Source organism: Sphaerospermopsis kisseleviana CS-549, assembly GCF_028329225.1.
Lineage (GTDB): Bacteria > Cyanobacteriota > Cyanobacteriia > Cyanobacteriales > Nostocaceae > Sphaerospermopsis > Sphaerospermopsis kisseleviana.
This window is the reverse complement of the sequence record NZ_JAQMTI010000026.1, coordinates 1-16,550: the sequence shown is the minus strand read 5'-3', so window position 1 is coordinate 16,550 and position 16,550 is coordinate 1. Positions and strand designations below refer to the sequence as shown.

The following is a 16,550-nucleotide window of genomic DNA, read 5'->3' as shown; positions in this document are numbered from 1 at the left end:
CAGAAGTAAAACCCTCTTGTATTGGGCGTTTCATGAATGAATGGCTACTTTAATACTTAGCAATAACCAATCAATTCGCCATCATTCCATTCTAATGTATCGCCAATGGTATCACCGTTATGATAGGCAGCCAGTAAAACTTCACTGGTTTTACCATAGGATATTGCCCCAGTAGCATCAAGAGCGATCGCACCCAAATCCCGTTCATTTTTACTAGCTTCGGTAAATGAGCGCAACATCGCCTCTTTTAAAGACATTCCATCACTAACCCGGATGACAATTTTAGCGGCTAAACACTCATCAATGATATCTTCCCCAATACCAGTACAACTTACTCCTGCATATTGAGTAGCATAATTACCTGCTGGCATAGCAGAATCACTGACTCGACCAATGCGCTCAAAGCCTTTACCACCTGTGGAAGTACCAGCGGCTAATTGACCATAGCCATCTAAGGCGACTACACCAATTGTACCCCGTCCTGCATTAGACATTTCTGCCATTTCCGGTTCAGCGACAACTCCAGCCATTGTCCTTTTAAAGTTATCTTCCCGTTCTTGCATCCACTCGTTAAGACGCAAATCAGTTAAAGCATTATAGGTGGGAATTTGTAACTCTCGTGCTAACTCAGAGGAACCGTAATCAGACAATACCCGATCTGGGGAATTTTGCAGAAATAGAGCCATTTCAATCGGGTTTTTTACCCGTGCAACATTAATTACACCACTAAACCGCCCTGATGTACCATCCATCAGAGAAGCACTCATGCGGATTTGACCATCAGATTGTAATACAGAACCAGTACCTGCATTAAAGCGGGGGTCATCTTCCAACATTTGACAACCCTGGACTACAGCATCAGAAGCAGTTGCGCCTGTGATCAATAGTGAGTATACTTCCTGTATTACAGTATGCAGCGATCGCCTGACAGATGCCAATCCTCCCTTTCCTTGGAGAGAACTACCAGCCCCACCATGAATAATTAATTTAGGTTGTACTTGTAAAGTCATTTATTTGTTTCTGTGTAGTTTTAACAGTTATCAGTTATCAATTATCAATTGTCAATTGTCAATTATTTATCGTCTTTAGCCTGAGAACGGCGACGACGACAACGTTCTGAGCAATATTTAACTTCATCCCAACAATCTTGCCATTTTTTTCGCCAAGTGAAGGGACGTTGACATACTGGACAAATTTTTTCAGGCAGGTCAGATTTAGAACGAGTACGTCCCATGTTGATTTTAGATTTTAGATTTTAGACTGGTAATAATTCATAGTTGATTGGGAAAAATAAAATTGATTACCCAGTCAATGGTCCCCAGTTCCTGTCTCTAATGTCACCTGTCACCATATACTAACGTAAGTTGCTAATGATGCAAGAAAGGCTCTCAAATCGAAGTAACAAGGATAAGTAGATAGCAAAAAAGCAGGGAACACCATCATAATTCATTCTTTCTCCTGACTCCTAACTCCTATTCCTAACTAGCAACTTGGGTTAATATTATTGAAGATGCCTGAAAAAAATTCAGATTAATCCTGGATTTGGCATCTGATCATAGTTGTTGTAATAATTGGTAAATATTAACTCAGATTGGATATTTATAAAGCAGTAATTCGTCCTTTTTTATTTACTCTGGTAAAAGCAGATCCAGAGTGGTTACACCAACAGGCAATTAGTAGTTTGAATTTGCTGTCAGAAGCCAGCTATCATCAGTGTGCTAGATGGTTGAACTCTCTGCTACAAAAGTCTTTGTGCCTCTATGATACACGGCTAGAACAAAATCTATTCGGGTTAAATTTTCCTAACCCATTAGGTTTGGCTGCGGGATTTGATAAAGATGGAGTAGGTGCTAATTTTTGGTCTAGTTTTGGTTTTGGTTGTGCTGAATTGGGTACTGTTACTTATCATGCACAACCAGGTAATCCTCCTCCCCGTTTGTTTCGCTTAACTTTAGATCAAGCAGCCCTCAACCGGATGGGTTTTAATAATGCTGGTGCTGCTGCAATGGCAATGAGATTAAAAATGCTTGATCCGCAACAATCTCGGTTAATACCCATAGGCATAAATTTGGGTAAGTCTAAAATTACACCATTGGAAACGGCAGCAGCAGATTATTTAGAAAGCTTTCGCTTGCTGAAAAATCTAGGTGATTATTTTGTGGTTAATGTTTCTTCTCCTAATACACCAGGATTGCGATCGCTCCAAGATGCAGCAATGCTCAGTCAAATTTTGGAGGTTCTGCAAACAGAAAACATGGCACAAAAACCCTTATTTGTCAAGATAGCACCGGATTTAGAATGGGAAGCGATCGCTGACATTATTGATCTCGCCAAAACCTATAAACTAGCGGGAATAATTGCCACCAACACCACCATCAGCCGTGAGGGACTAAAAACCCAAATCATTGAAAAAACCGGTAAAACACCTCAAGAAGAAGCCGGAGGCATTAGCGGAGCGCCATTACGCCAACGTTCTACGGAAGTCATACGGTTTATTTATCAAAAAACCCAAGGACAGATACCCATCATTGGCGTTGGTGGCATTTTCACAGCTGAGGATGCTTGGGAAAAAATTACAGCAGGTGCTAGTCTCATCCAAGTTTATACAGGTTTGATTTATGAAGGACCAATGATGGTGCGCCGCACTCTTGCCGGTTTGTTAACCAAACTAGAAGAAAACGGCTTAAATTCCATCAGTGAAGCAGTGGGAATAGGGAATAGGGAATAGGGAATAGGGAATAGGGAATAGGGAATAGGGAATAGGGAATAGGGAATAGGGAATAGGTGATAGGTAATAGGTAATGGGTAATGGGTAATTGGGTTATTCATCCTCCTAATCACCAGTCACCAGTCCCCAATCACCAGTCCCCAGTCACCAGTCCCCACTCACCAATCACCAGTCACCAGTCACCAGTCACCAGTCACCAGTCACCAGTCCCCAGTCCCCAGTCCCCAGTCCCTAATTTTCCAAAGGGAAAAACTCCCTAGACTTACGAGAATAAGACCAAGCAATACCATCTGGATCACGGCTGCGACTCCATTCAGGAAAATCTGGGTCATTCCTTCGTTTATAAACTGTACTGGAATAAACACCCAACCGCTTGGCTAGTTCAGATTGAATCAAAGAACCAAAAACTAACTGTTCTTCCAGAGGTTTTTGTACCTCCTGATGAGTTGCTACATCTGTGGCTTCAGGTAATAATTCTGGTTGTAATTCTTCCTGCTGTTGCTTTTGCTGTTCTTCTTCCTGTGGAATGGGAGGAGGTGGAGCTAAGAGCGATCGCGCCTCTTTCGTCACAGACCGAGGAGGAAGTTTTTCCACTGATTCACTACTATCAAATATGTCACCCAAAATACTGGCAGTTATAAAGTAGTAGGAAGGACTCTCACTTTCTGAGTCCACTACACTAGCGCCAAATTCCTTTGCTTTACCCTCCAAGTAGCGTTTTGCCTGATTCCCAGAAAAATTACCTTTGAGAGCTAAATCAACAGGTGTGATCTTTCCCTGGTTTTCCCGAATCAACTGATAAAAAAGAGGGTTAACTTGCTCACCCCACTTTTCCCATCTGTATTGATGCCAAAGGTTGAAAACCATCAGCAGCAACAAGCCTATCAGCAAAAACCTCCAAGTATTGACGACCAAAACAATCAAAAACGATATCGGCAAAATGAGAACGAGAAAACTTTTCCCGTAATTTTCTATGGTTTTTTCACTCATGCTGGTTTTTGCCAAGTGAACTTTTGCAAAATAATATTATTTATTATCTTGGCAAAAATTGGGACATTTTTTGTATCCCTTGGCAAAATAACAGCAAATTATTTGGCAAAAGCTACTGAAATAAGGAATAGGTGACAGTTGACAGGTTACTTATGAGAGTGAAGAAGGGGAAAATGATTATAAATGCAAAAATTTTCTCTCCAGGCTCTTAACAACTGAAAATACATACACTACGTTTTACTAATATGCTTAAATTAATACAAAACTAGCATTGGTGAATTTGCCACTACGCATGCATTATACAAATACAGTCTAGCCTGGTGTTTGACTAAATTCCCATCAATGATTGTTGCACTGGACTATGAACTAAAACTGTTGCACCTTTGCAATCGGTTAAGCTGAGATTATATCCTATCCATAAATTTCACTAAATCAAAAGGGAAGCATTAGAGAAAAATTTTATCTGCCTGTCAGTAAAAATTCTAAATTTTCTTGACATAGTTTATACAATGACAGATAATATTCAAGGAGATTTTTCCCATCAAAAGTAATATTTATAGGATTTAAGCAAGATTGGACTAAAAACCTGATTCTTGCCTAGGGGTAATTCATGAATTACCCCTGCTTTGGTTCTGTTTTGCGTAAGTCATCATTTATACTTACCAGTAAAAAACCCTGATGTTGATGAAAAAATCTATAAATGGACATCTGTCTAAATCCTAACTAAAGCCCCATACCATACCTCTTTAGGAGTAAACTTGACTGATATACAGATCAAAATGCCATTACTGGGTCATTTTTATTGGTAGATTTTGATTACAGGCTGTATTTGCAAGAATCGGAGGTGAAACAGGTTCAGTTCCCAGGACTCAAATTTAATGTGCGAGCAATGTTTCAGGCAATTTTATGCTTTGCCAGAGGTAAGATAAAAGCTATACATGATAACTACCATTATAGATATTAGCGAGCTTGTCAATTAAGAATTGCTATAATCTATTGTTCAATCTTACATTCTTATCTATTATTTAGGTGTAAATTTCTATGGTTTTGCCAATGAATCGTCTGTCTATTTTCGTAGACGGAAACAATATGTTCTATGCTCAACAAAAAAATGGCTGGTTTTTTGACCCGCGACGAGTGTTAGAATATTTTAAGAACGAACAACCTGAGACAACATTAATCAATGCTTTTTGGTACACCGGCTTAAAAGACCCACAAGACCAACGTGGCTTTCGAGATGCACTCATTAGTTTGGGATATACGGTACGGACTAAAATTCTCAAAGAATATTATGATGATGTCTCTGGCCGTTATTCACAAAAAGCTAATTTAGATATTGAAATTGTTGTTGATATGTTCAATACCGTTGACCAGTACGACCGAGTAGTTTTATTCAGTGGAGATGGAGATTTTGAAAGAGCGATCGAGTTACTACGTTCCAAAAATACGCATATTACAGTGGTATCGACAGAAGGAATGATAGCTAGAGAATTGCGTAATGCTACGGATAGATATATAGACTTGAACGATATTAGAGACCAAATAGAAAAGACCGAAGCTTAGTAAAATTAATAATTATTTACAAAGCAAAAGTTAAAAACTGAAGAAGGAGTCTATAACCAGGAGTGAGAAGAAATTATTGAGGCGAAGCATCACCAAAAGTTAGAACTACCAAATCATAGATTTGCTAGGTATCTTCAACCCACTTATAAATAAGCTAGTCGTATATAATTTATTCTAAATTCTCTATTCTGACTCCTTTATTCTTTTTAATAAAGTTCAAGGTATTTTAAGCCCACAGTCACAACTCAACCAACCAAAACCCAAAACCAATGAGCAGTCAAGCAGACAGAATTATCATCTTTGATACGACACTGCGAGATGGAGAACAGTGTCCAGGAGCGACCTTAAACATAGACGAAAAGCTAATTATTGCCAAACAATTAGCCCGTTTAGGTGTAGATGTAATTGAAGCTGGTTTTGCCTTTGCGAGTCCGGGTGATTTTGAAGCAGTGAGCAAAATCGCCCAGACTGTGGGCTTGGAAGATGGTCCAGTGATATGTAGTTTAGCTAGAGCTAGACACGATGATATCAAAGCCGCAGCGGAAGCGATCAAACCAGCAGCTAAGGGGAGGATTCATACATTTATTGCTACTTCTGATATTCACCTGCAATATAAGTTAAAGAAAACCAGACCAGAAGTAATTGCCATCGCTGAGGAAATGGTAGCTTATGCGAAAAGCTTCACCGATGATGTAGAATTTTCTCCCGAAGATGCTGGTAGATCCGATCCAGAATTTTTGTATCAAGTTTTGGAAAGGGCGATCGCTGCTGGTGCAACAACTGTTAACATTCCCGACACCGTAGGTTACACCACCCCCAGCGAATTTGGCGCTTTGATTAAAGGTATCAAAGAAAACGTCCCAAACATTGATCAGGCGGTTATTTCCGTCCACGGCCATAATGATTTGGGTTTAGCTGTGGCCAACTTCCTGGAAGCTGTGAAAAACGGCGCAAGACAGCTAGAATGTACCATCAATGGTATTGGGGAAAGAGCCGGGAACGCTGCTTTAGAAGAATTAGTCATGGCCTTGCACGTCAGACGGCAATATTTTAACTCCTTCTTTGGTAGACCTGCTGATTCTGAAGAATCATTAACTAATATTGACACCAAGCAAATTTATAAAACCTCCCGCTTGGTTTCCAGCTTGACAGGAATGCTGGTACAACCGAATAAAGCTATTGTGGGTGCTAATGCTTTCGCACACGAGTCTGGGATTCATCAAGATGGAGTGTTGAAAAATAAACTCACTTATGAGATTATGGATGCCCAATTGATTGGGTTGACAGATAATCAAATAGTATTGGGTAAACATTCAGGTAGAAATGCGTTTCGTACTCGTTTAAAAGAATTGGGCTTTGAGTTGTCAGAGAATGACTTAAATAAAGCCTTTATTCGGTTTAAAGAAGTAGCGGACAAAAAGAAAGAAATTTCTGATTGGGATTTAGAGGCGATCGTTAACGACGAAATTAAACAAGCACCGGACTTATTTAAAATCGAATTGGTGCAAGTTTCCTGTGGTAGCAACGCCAAACCCACCGCAACTGTTACCCTGCGGACACCAGACGGACAAGAATTAACCGATGCAGCTATAGGTACTGGTCCAGTGGATGCAGTTTATAAAGCCATCAATCGGGTAGTGAATGTACCTAATGATTTGATTGAATTTTCTGTGCAATCAGTTACAGGGGGAATTGATGCTCTGGGAGAGGTGACGATTCGTTTACGTTATGAATCCCGTGTATTTTCCGGTCATGCAGCCAATACAGACATTATTGTGGCATCGGCTCAGGCTTATGTGAATGCCCTGAATAGATTGTATGCTGCATTACAGCAAACCGTGAAGGAAGAAGTGACAGCTTAGTGGTAGAGTGGGTTAAATTTGCCGATGTGTAAGTTTAACCCACTTTTGAAAATTTAAAGTTGAAAAATATCAAATTTTAGATAAATTTTGCGGGTTTAAAATAAACATCACCAGGTTATATTTATTGCTTTTGTGAATTTTATTAATTTCCCGCACTGGATTTGAGAAGACTAACATGAAAATCCGACAACTTGAAATTCAAAATTTCCGATGCTTTGAGCATAAAGTTTTTGAGTTTTCCGATCAATTTAACGTTTTTATTGGTGACAATGCTAAGGGAAAGACTGCCATTCTTGATGCACTAGCGATTGCAGCAGGAAGTTTTTTCTTGGGAATTGATACAATTGACTCACGCAATATTCTGAGAGATGAAATTCGTCGTATTATCAGGACAGAAGGGGAAACACCAACACTAGAACCGATTTTACCAGTTGTCATATCTTGTCATGGTAGTTTTGAAGATGTTACAGAGATGTCATGGACAAGAGAAATAAAAAACGATGGTGGTAGTACAACTCGTGAAGGTGCAAAATTAATTTCAACTTATGCTAAGGAATTACAGCAGAAAATTCGTATTCAGGAACAAGATAGAGAAAAGATTATTTTGCCCGTAATTTCATACTACGCTACAAGCCGCCTTTGGGTTCAACGTAAACAAAGAAATATTAAAACACTCGCTCCTCGCTCTCGGTTTGAAGGATATGATAATTGTTTAAGTAATTCCTACGAATTAAAGAAATTAATCCAGTGGTTTAAAACTTATGAATTAGCATCTTTACAACAAGGGAAAACTTTGGGGAGTTTGTTAGCAGTTAAAGAAGCTATTAAAAATTGTATGGAAGATTGGGGAGACGTTAAGTATGACATACTGCAAAAAGAACTGGTTGCTACTTCACAAGATGGGATAACTTTGCCCTTTAAAATGTTAAGTGATGGGGTAAGAAATATGATAGGAATAGTTGCAGATATTGCCTATCGTTGTATTACATTAAATCCGCAATTTGAAGGTGAAGCTGCAAAACTTACACCCGGTATTGTTTTAATTGATGAAATTGATTTACACCTACATCCTAAATGGCAACGTCGAGTAGTAGAAGATTTAAAAAGAACATTTCCCAAAATTCAATTTTTTGCAACTACCCATTCACCATTAATTATTCAATCTTTAAAAGAAAGAGATGGAGAATTAATTGATTTAAATAATCCTGATTTAATACCAGTAGCAGAATATGAAAACAAGTATATGGAACATATCACAAAAAATGTGATGGGTGTTGATAATGACTGTTTTTAAAGATGATCCTGATATGTTAAATCGTTTAATTAATGCTTTTCCTGGAACTTCTGGAGATTGTTTTGATCATGAGGGTAAGGCTATTCATCGTCCTAAAGGAAGAATATGAATCACCCGACCACATCATTAACAGAACTCCGCACTGCATTAAAACAAATCTGGGGTTATGATGATTTTCGTCCTCCACAGGGAGAAATTGTCAAAAGTTTATTATCCCAAAAAGACGCTTTAATTATTATGCCCACAGGAGGGGGAAAATCAATTTGTTTTCAACTTCCTGCACTATTAAAAACCGGGTTAACTTTAGTAGTTTCTCCCTTGGTTGCATTGATGGAAAACCAAGTAGAAGAACTAAAACAACGAAATCAAAAAGCTGCACTTTTACATAGTGAACTACCTACTTATCAACGTCGGGCAACTTTGCAAGCTTTAGAAAAACAACAATTAAGATTATTATATTTATCACCAGAAACTTTATTCAGTCCTCCTGTGTGGGAAAGATTATCTCATCCCCAATTACAAATTAATGGTTTGATATTAGATGAAGCCCATTGTTTAGTGCAGTGGGGTGATACATTTCGTCCAGCTTATCGACGTTTGGGTGCTGTACGTCCAGCTTTATTAAAAACAAAACCACCAGGTACAAAAATTAGTATAGCTGCTTTTACAGCAACGGCTGATCCTGCTGCACAAAAGATAATTGCTGATGTTTTACAGTTACAAAAACCTGATAGTTATAAACTCAATCCTTACCGGAATAATTTACATCTTAGTGTTAAAATCGCTTGGACTCCGAAAGGTAGAAAACAACAATTATTAAAGTTCATTAAAAATCACCAAAGTCAAGCAGGTTTGATTTATGTGAGAACTCGTAAAGATAGTGAAGAATTAGCAGCATGGTTAATAGAATTAGGGTATAATACTGCTAGTTATCATGCGGGTTTAGGTGCAACAGAAAGACGCGCAGTAGAAGCAAGTTGGTTAAATGGAAAAATGCCGTTTGTGGTTTGTACCTGCGCTTTTGGAATGGGGATAAATAAGCCAGATGTCCGTTGGGTGATTCACTTTCAAGCACCACTTTTATTATCGGAATATGTGCAGGAAATTGGACGTGCGGGAAGAGATGGAAAACCAGCGGAAGCGTTAACTTTAATTAGTGAACCAACGGGTTTTTTGGATGCTGAAGATAAGCAAAGACAGCAGTTTTTTGAACAACAAATATTGAAACAACAACAAAAAGCACAACAGTTAGCGAAACAGTTACCAAAACAAGGAGAAGTAACATCTGTAATTAAACAATTTCCTGATGGTGCAACGGCGCTTTCTTTACTTCATAGTAGTGGACAATTACAATGGCTTGATCCTTTTCATTATAAAATTTCTGCAAAGTCGGGAAAACAGCCACAAATGCAATTACAAGCTGCTAAACAGATGAGTGAATATTTGTATAGTAAAAAATGTCGTTGGCAGTTTTTGTTAACTGCTTTTGGGTTTGGGAAAGAAGCGGAAAATTTGCGTTGTGGACATTGTGATAATTGTAAAAAATGATTACTTTATTTGTAATAATTCAGGAGTCAGGAGTCAGGAGTCAGAATATTTAATAAAACCGTAGATTATCACTAGCGTGATTTTTGGCGTAACCTTTAAAAAGCTGACTGCTGTCCGCTGATAGCTGAATACTTACCTTTATTTTTGTTGGCGTTTTTGTTGAATATAATTACGAAAGTCATCCATTGTTCATTGATCTAGCCATTGATGACGATCTTTTGTATAATCTCCAAAACCGGATTCAAATCTTAGTAAAAATCTAGCAGCACCACCATAACCTAATTCTTGGATTAGTGCTTGGTAGCCTCTTCTAGAAATTTCACTGGCTTTCATTTTTAAAACTCCTGAATTAACTTTTGATTTTCCATTAACCAATTGACGGGATTAGCCACATTTATTTTAACATCATTAATATAATTCCTTGCTTTTCTTAACAGTCGATCATCTGTCGTCAGAAAGACTGTTACTGCCGCTGCTTCTGCAAACGCTAAATGCAATAGACATCTCCAGAAAAGAAATTATGGAACCTATTTATGGGGGCAGGGCGAAGCTTATGGGATATCTAGATGTCTGATTTTTCCGTTAAATTATCGCCCATAAGCTTCGCCCCTACAACTTATGACAAATTAATACATTCTATTGTGGAGATGTCTAATGAATCATATAAAGTAAAACCTAGTCCACATAAAATCTCTGCTCTAGATTCTATATCTTCATTTGACTCAACAAAGATATTTGCTGCACCTAAAAAAGCTAAAATCTGATCACGATTACCAGAATCAGGAATTTTTTGAAGCTCAAACTCTAGAGCATCACTGTTGACTAAGACTAAATCGCCGCGATCGCAATATTCTAGAATTGAGACTACTGCTTCAGTTTCTAACCGAACTCGATACTGTACGGGATCGTCTAAAAGACAGCAGAAACAACAGGAATCCATATAAATAGTCAAAGGTTTACTCAATATCAATAAATCCTCTTTGAATAATTGATAATTGTGAAATTTGTGTTCATTGTAAAAATTATTCAGTAGTCATTAGTCAGTTTTTCAGTGGTTATCCTACTGACTATTGACCACTGATAATTAGTTAAAACTGCCTTAAAAAGCGCAAATCGCTATTATACAAACGGCGAATATCATCAATTTGATGTAAAACCATCGCAAAACGTTCTACACCAAAACCAGCAGCAAAACCACTATAAATCTCTGGATCATAACCCACAGATTTTAATACATTGGGGTCAACCATACCGCAACCCATTACTTCTAACCAGCGCCCATTCCACTGTAAATCAACTTCCGCAGAAGGTTCGGTAAAAGGAAAATAACTAGCGCGGAAACGAATGGGTAAATCACCAAACATCGCTTGTAAAAATATCTTTACCGTGCCTTTCAAATCTGTAAAAGTTAAACCTTCATCAACTGCTAAAAGTTCAATTTGATGGAAAACAGCCGAGTGGGTAGCGTCTACATCGTCTCTGCGGTAAACTCGACCAGGGGCAACAATTTTAAATGGTGGTTCTTCTTTTTCCATGTAGCGAATTTGCACCGATGAGGTGTGAGTCCGCAGTAAATTTCCATCTGGCAAATAGAAAGTATCCTGCATATCACGGGCTGGGTGGTCAGGAGGGGTGTTGAGGGCTTCAAAATTGTAGTAATCTGTTTCCATCTCTGACCCCTGGGCGACAGTGTAACCCATACCGACAAAGATATCTAGAGCTTGGTCAATGATACCATTGAGGGGATGAATGCGACCTTGGGGACGGTAAATACCGGGCATAGTCACATCTAAAGTTTCAGACTCTAGCTGTGCTTGAATTTGGGCAGTTTCTAAAGCGGTGCGTTGCTGGTCAAGACTGTTTTGTAAAGCTTCCTTAACTGTATTGGCGATCGCCCCAATTTTAGGACGTTCCTCCGCACTCATTTGTCCCATGCTGCGTAACAGCGCCCCCAGTTGACCTTTTTTGCCCAAATAGTTAACTCGCAGTTCTTCCAGGCGTTCTAGGGTATCAGCAGCAGCGATCGCTGTTTCTCCTTCCTGCCGTAATACTAAAAGTTGTTCCTCTAAATTGCTAGTCATTCGTGATTAATTATTAGTCAGGGGTCAATCAATTTTAGATTTACGATTTTGGATTTTGGATTTACTCCACCCTAAAATGTGGAGCTTGAGGATTTTAGATTGGCGTTAGCGAAGCGTAGGCAGCGCAGAGAGTATTTTGGATTAATTCTGCCCTGAAAAGGCCGAGTTTATCCCGAAAATTCCCAATCCACAATCTAACATCCAAAATCTAAAATTTTTCTGTCAGTGGTCAGTAGTCAGTAGTCAGTGGCAAAATACAAACAACCAACAACTGACAAAGGACAATTAACCTTAGCAATGTGCCATAAACCAGTCAATGCCACAAGGTGAAACTTTCCTCTGTTTACAGTTTAGAAGCTAGAGAGCATGAGAAAAGTTTTTTTTGCAGTTGTTACCAAAAACACTGACAACAGACCATGAACTAATTATTAATTACCAATCACCTTTTCCCCAATAACAGATGAAATTACTAATCAGCAACGACGATGGAATTTCCGCTTTAGGTATTCGCACCTTAGCCAACACCCTAGCCGAAGCTGGCCATCAAGTGAGTGTAGTTTGTCCAGATCGAGAGCGATCGGCAACTGGACACGGATTAACCTTACATCAACCAATTCGCGCTGAAATGGTTGAAGCCCTGTTTCATCCTGCTGTTAATGCTTGGGCTTGTGACGGTACACCTTCCGATTGTGTAAAATTGGCATTGTGGGCGTTACTCGATTCCCCCCCAGATTTGGTATTATCAGGAATTAACCAAGGTGCGAATTTAGGAACAGAAATTCTTTACTCTGGAACTGTTTCGGCAGCAATGGAAGGTATGATTGAGGGCGTTCCTAGTATTGCTTTGAGTCTCACCAGTCATACACACAAAGACTTTCAGCCAGCTGCCAAATTTGCCAAACTGCTAGTAGACCATCTGGCAGTAGAACCCTTACCAGATTTAATGTTACTTAACGTCAACATTCCCCCAATCTCTTGGGAAGAAATAGCTGGTGTCACTCTCACTCGTCAAGGAGTGCGTCGCTATGTTGACGTTTTCGATAAGCGCGTTGACCCCCGTGGCAAAACTTATTACTGGTTAACTGGAGAAGTTTTAGAAGATGTCGAACCACCACCAGGGTTAAATTTACCCCCACACATTCCCATAGATGTAGAAGTTATCCGTAAAAATTTCATTAGTATTACTCCTTTGCAATACAATCTTACTTATGCCAATGGACTGCATAAATTGTCTACATGGAAATTTAACTTTACTTAAATTTTTCTGTATTTCCAAAGACTCAAGTCTAAATTAAAACCATTACCGTAAAATTTACACTTTAAACTAGAAAAATCAGCAGCATTTTTTTGATTTATCGCCCGCTCAGTCCAGCAACCAACAACCATGTCTAGGATAGAGAATCAATTTACAGTGCAGTTTTGGGGCGTTAGGGGTAGTATCCCCTGTCCTGGTCCACACACCGTCCGTTATGGAGGTAATACCCCTTGTGTTGCCATGCAAGTGGGGGGTAAACGTTTGATTTTTGATTGTGGTACAGGAGTTCACGTTTTGGGACAATCTTTACTGTCCCAAATGCCTGTAGAGGGTCATATCTTCTTTACTCACTCCCATTGGGATCATCTACAGGGGTTTCCATTCTTTACTCCGGCTTTTATCAAAGGAAATAAATTTAATATCTACGGTGCGATCGCCCCCGATGGCTCAACCATTGAGCAACGTCTCAATGACCAAATGCTTCATCCCAACTTCCCTGTACCCTTGCAGATTATGCAGGCCAACTTGAATTTTTATACTGTTAAAGCAGGTGAACCAATTCACATTGAGGACATTACCATAGAAACGACACATTTAAACCATCCAGGTGAAGCCGTAGGATATCGAGTTAACTGGTGTGGTGGAGCAGCCGTTTACATCACAGATACAGAACATTTTCCTGATAGATTAGATGAAAATGTCCTCTGGCTATCACGCAATGCCGATATTTTGATTTATGATTCCACCTACACTGATGAAGAATACTCTTGGGCTAAATCACCAAAAATCGGTTGGGGACATTCTACTTGGCAAGAAGCGGTGAAAATAGCCCAAGCAGCCAACGTGAAAACATTGGTCATTTATCACCATGATCCTGCCCACAATGATGATTTTTTAGATAATGTGGGTAAACAAGCAGCGGAGAACTTTCCTGGTGCAATTATGGCCAGAGAGGGATTAATACTGGATGTTCCTGTATTAGATGCTGTCTCTAAATCATTACCTTTACGTAAGTTATAAAATAATCGTTTAGGTGATAGGTGACTCTTGACAAGTGTGAGAGAGAACAGTTCTTAAATGATGACCGTCATCATTGGACAAGATATAACTTCCCCAAGACGATACTTATTCAAAAATGTTAAAAAAGGTAATTTTTTAGGATAATTACTAATTTGTAATTGGTAAACAAGGTAATGGGTCTGCTAATTTTGCACCCTGCACCCCTTACCCTACACCTGCTCCAAGCCTCAAATACGTCTAAAAGGCAGAGGTTGGCAAACGCTGATAACGAAAATAAACCTAAAATCCCTGAATCCAAGTGCTAAATTTGTCTGAGGCTGGTTGTTTTTTTTGGGGGTGTTCTATGTGGGTTGCTGCTTCTACTGAACAGCTACTAACACCAACTGCTGTTGCTCTTGGTAAATTTGATGGTGTTCATCTTGGTCATCAAAGAGTAATTCAACCAATTTTGCATTCAGCAGTAAGTGAAAATGGGCGGGGAAATGGGGATAAATTACCAAAATACTCACCAGATCATCCCTCTCAATTATTAACCGTACCATCATCCCCAAACCATACATATTCAACGGTTGTTACCTTTGATCCTCATCCCCAGGAGTTTTTTACTGGTCAACCCCGTGCTTTGTTAACTCCCCTAGATGAAAAAGTCGAACAACTGCGATCGCTAGGTGTAGAACAACTTGTATTATTACCCTTTGATAGAGAATTATCTGCTTTATCACCAGAAGATTTTGTCAAAAAAATCCTTGTCGAAAAACTGCAATGTCAAAAAATCAGTGTTGGGGAAGATTTCTGTTTTGGCAAAAAACGCATGGGTAACGCCAAAGATTTGCAAATTATCGCTGCTCAGTACAATATACCTGTAACTATAGTTCCCATACAAACTGATACAGTAAATTTTCCCAACAATACTGATAATATCCCCAATGATTTCACAGAAGATGGTCGTATTAGCACTTCCTCAATTCGCCAAAGTTTAGAATTAGGAGATATGACTAGAGCAACCCGCTTACTGGGAAGACCTTATAGTTTAACTGGTGTGGTGATAACAGGGCAAAAATTAGGTAGAACCATTGGTTTTCCTACTGCTAACTTGCAACTTCCAAAAGATAAATTTTTACCCCGTCTGGGAGTTTACGCTGTGCGGGTTTTCATTCACAGTGAAACCCCTGATACCGCTCCTGTGGAAAAATTAGGCGTAAAATTAGGCGTGATGAATATTGGCAACCGTCCCACTATCAACGGTACATACTCAACAATAGAAGTACATTTATTTGATTGGTCTGGTGATTTGTACGGTAAAACATTGGTGGTAGAGTTAGTCAAATTTTTACGCCCAGAACAAAAATTTGCTGATATAGAAGCTCTGAAAACCCAAATTCAACTTGACTGCACCATAGCCAAAGAAATTTTAAATAGGACATACTGAATTTGAATAATTACTTGGGAACAATATATATATTGGTGATTGGTGACTGGTGACTGGTGACTGGGGAAGAAAATTTTAGATTTTAGATTTTAGATTTTAGATTGGAATTAACAAAAACAATCCAAAATCCAAAATCCAAAATTGAATTACCAATTACCAATTACCAATTACCAATTACCCATTACCAATTACCCATTACCTAAAGAGAATGAGAGAAAAAATTGACGCTTTAACCCAAAATCTTGCTCGTACCATCGTTGGTAAAAATGAAGCATTACGCTTGGTTTTAGTTGCTTTGCTAGGTGGTGGTCATGCTTTATTAGAAGATGTACCTGGTGTTGGTAAAACCTTGCTGGCGAAATCTTTAGCGCGTTCTGTAGATGGTAAATTTCAACTGCTACTCAAAACCCCGTCGAATACCAAGGAACATTTCCTTTACCAGAAGCACAAATGGACTGGTTTATGCTTTCCTTGAGTTTGGGTTATCCTTCGGAAACAGAAGAATTACAAATGTTGCAAAATCTTCAGGAGGGTGTACAAGTTACTGATTTACAACCTTGTATTACTTTGGAAGAAGTTGCACAATTACGTCAACTTTGTTCACAGGTAAAAGTAGAAACATCTTTACAAGAATATATTTTAGAGGATGTTTGAAAAGTCTAACTTAGGCGATTAAAAATCACATCTACACAGACAAAACCTGCCTACGCAAGTTTCAAATCCTTAATTTTTCGTTAGTCCACGCAGGTGGACTTTGTTTGTGTAGTAGCGAATTATATT

General features: G+C 38.9%; 16 protein-coding genes and 1 pseudogene. 11 read left to right on the top strand and 6 right to left on the bottom strand.

Going from position 1 to position 16,550, the window contains the following annotated elements:
* Nucleotides 1-56: 56 nt before the first annotated feature.
* Together PN497_RS01830 and PN497_RS01825 are read right to left on the bottom strand one after the other, a co-directional pair.
* Nucleotides 57-1,010: an isoaspartyl peptidase/L-asparaginase gene (locus tag PN497_RS01830; RefSeq protein ID WP_096572209.1), complete on the bottom strand. Its 954-nt coding sequence runs from the start codon at nucleotides 1,008-1,010 to the stop codon at nucleotides 57-59.
* 62 nt (nucleotides 1,011-1,072) lie between these two features.
* Nucleotides 1,073-1,234: a DUF2256 domain-containing protein gene (locus tag PN497_RS01825; protein WP_096572208.1), complete on the bottom strand. Its 162-nt coding sequence runs from the start codon at nucleotides 1,232-1,234 to the stop codon at nucleotides 1,073-1,075.
* 357 nt (nucleotides 1,235-1,591) lie between these two features.
* Between PN497_RS01825 and PN497_RS01820 the strand changes: the two genes are divergently transcribed.
* Together PN497_RS01820 and PN497_RS01815 are read left to right on the top strand one after the other, a co-directional pair.
* Complete coding sequence (locus tag PN497_RS01820; RefSeq protein WP_096572207.1) at nucleotides 1,592-2,728, top strand: quinone-dependent dihydroorotate dehydrogenase; 1,137 nt, start codon at nucleotides 1,592-1,594, stop codon at nucleotides 2,726-2,728.
* An 80-nt stretch (nucleotides 2,729-2,808) separates the two neighbouring features.
* On the top strand, nucleotides 2,809-2,988 hold the full coding sequence (locus tag PN497_RS01815; protein WP_272109435.1) for a hypothetical protein: 180 nt from the start codon (nucleotides 2,809-2,811) through the stop codon (nucleotides 2,986-2,988).
* Here PN497_RS01815 and PN497_RS01810 read toward each other — a convergent pair.
* Nucleotides 2,960-3,718 (bottom strand): hypothetical protein, encoded by a 759-nt coding sequence (locus tag PN497_RS01810; protein WP_096572206.1) that lies wholly within the window; start codon nucleotides 3,716-3,718, stop codon nucleotides 2,960-2,962. The genes PN497_RS01815 and PN497_RS01810 overlap by 29 nt on opposite strands.
* A gap of 1,041 nt (nucleotides 3,719-4,759) precedes the next feature.
* Here PN497_RS01810 and labA point away from each other — a divergent pair.
* From labA to PN497_RS01785, 5 genes are all read left to right on the top strand, one after another.
* Nucleotides 4,760-5,281 carry a low amplitude/bright protein LabA gene (gene labA / locus PN497_RS01805; protein WP_096572205.1) on the top strand — a complete coding sequence of 174 codons (522 nt, stop codon included), beginning with the start codon at nucleotides 4,760-4,762 and terminating at the stop codon, nucleotides 5,279-5,281.
* A gap of 269 nt (nucleotides 5,282-5,550) precedes the next feature.
* A complete protein-coding gene (locus tag PN497_RS01800) occupies nucleotides 5,551-7,143 on the top strand; it encodes a 2-isopropylmalate synthase (RefSeq protein WP_096572204.1) in 1,593 nt (530 codons plus the stop codon).
* A 175-nt stretch (nucleotides 7,144-7,318) separates the two neighbouring features.
* The gene (locus tag PN497_RS01795) at nucleotides 7,319-8,437 is read left to right on the top strand and encodes an AAA family ATPase (RefSeq protein WP_096572203.1); all 1,119 of its coding nucleotides are present in this window, start codon (nucleotides 7,319-7,321) and stop codon (nucleotides 8,435-8,437) included.
* A complete protein-coding gene (locus PN497_RS01790; RefSeq protein ID WP_272109431.1) occupies nucleotides 8,424-8,546 on the top strand; it encodes a hypothetical protein in 123 nt (40 codons plus the stop codon). The genes PN497_RS01795 and PN497_RS01790 overlap by 14 nt, the downstream gene beginning before the upstream one ends.
* Nucleotides 8,543-9,985, top strand: a complete 1,443-nt coding sequence (locus PN497_RS01785) for a RecQ family ATP-dependent DNA helicase (RefSeq protein WP_096572202.1) — start codon at nucleotides 8,543-8,545, stop codon at nucleotides 9,983-9,985. Before PN497_RS01790 ends, PN497_RS01785 begins: the two co-directional genes overlap by 4 nt.
* A gap of 189 nt (nucleotides 9,986-10,174) precedes the next feature.
* Here PN497_RS01785 and PN497_RS01780 read toward each other — a convergent pair whose 3' ends face one another.
* From PN497_RS01780 to pheS, 3 genes are all read right to left on the bottom strand, one after another.
* On the bottom strand, nucleotides 10,175-10,318 hold the full coding sequence (locus PN497_RS01780) for a hypothetical protein (RefSeq protein ID WP_272109428.1): 144 nt from the start codon (nucleotides 10,316-10,318) through the stop codon (nucleotides 10,175-10,177).
* A gap of 283 nt (nucleotides 10,319-10,601) precedes the next feature.
* Nucleotides 10,602-10,937: a PIN domain-containing protein gene (locus PN497_RS01775; RefSeq protein ID WP_272109426.1), complete on the bottom strand. Its 336-nt coding sequence runs from the start codon at nucleotides 10,935-10,937 to the stop codon at nucleotides 10,602-10,604.
* Between the two features lie 136 nt (nucleotides 10,938-11,073).
* The gene (gene pheS / locus PN497_RS01770; RefSeq protein ID WP_096572200.1) at nucleotides 11,074-12,066 is read right to left on the bottom strand and encodes a phenylalanine--tRNA ligase subunit alpha; all 993 of its coding nucleotides are present in this window, start codon (nucleotides 12,064-12,066) and stop codon (nucleotides 11,074-11,076) included.
* A 460-nt stretch (nucleotides 12,067-12,526) separates the two neighbouring features.
* Here pheS and surE point away from each other — a divergent pair, with 460 nt between their 5' ends.
* The 4 genes and pseudogenes from surE to PN497_RS25710 all read left to right on the top strand — a co-directional run.
* The gene (gene surE, locus PN497_RS01765) at nucleotides 12,527-13,324 is read left to right on the top strand and encodes a 5'/3'-nucleotidase SurE (RefSeq protein WP_096572199.1); all 798 of its coding nucleotides are present in this window, start codon (nucleotides 12,527-12,529) and stop codon (nucleotides 13,322-13,324) included.
* A gap of 126 nt (nucleotides 13,325-13,450) precedes the next feature.
* A complete protein-coding gene (locus PN497_RS01760; protein WP_096572198.1) occupies nucleotides 13,451-14,341 on the top strand; it encodes an MBL fold metallo-hydrolase in 891 nt (296 codons plus the stop codon).
* Between the two features lie 343 nt (nucleotides 14,342-14,684).
* Nucleotides 14,685-15,770 carry a bifunctional riboflavin kinase/FAD synthetase gene (locus PN497_RS01755; protein WP_199301822.1) on the top strand — a complete coding sequence of 362 codons (1,086 nt, stop codon included), beginning with the start codon at nucleotides 14,685-14,687 and terminating at the stop codon, nucleotides 15,768-15,770.
* A 208-nt stretch (nucleotides 15,771-15,978) separates the two neighbouring features.
* Nucleotides 15,979-16,415 (top strand): annotated as a pseudogene (locus PN497_RS25710) (AAA family ATPase); the annotation flags it as partial.
* Between the last annotated feature and the right edge of the window lie 135 nt (nucleotides 16,416-16,550).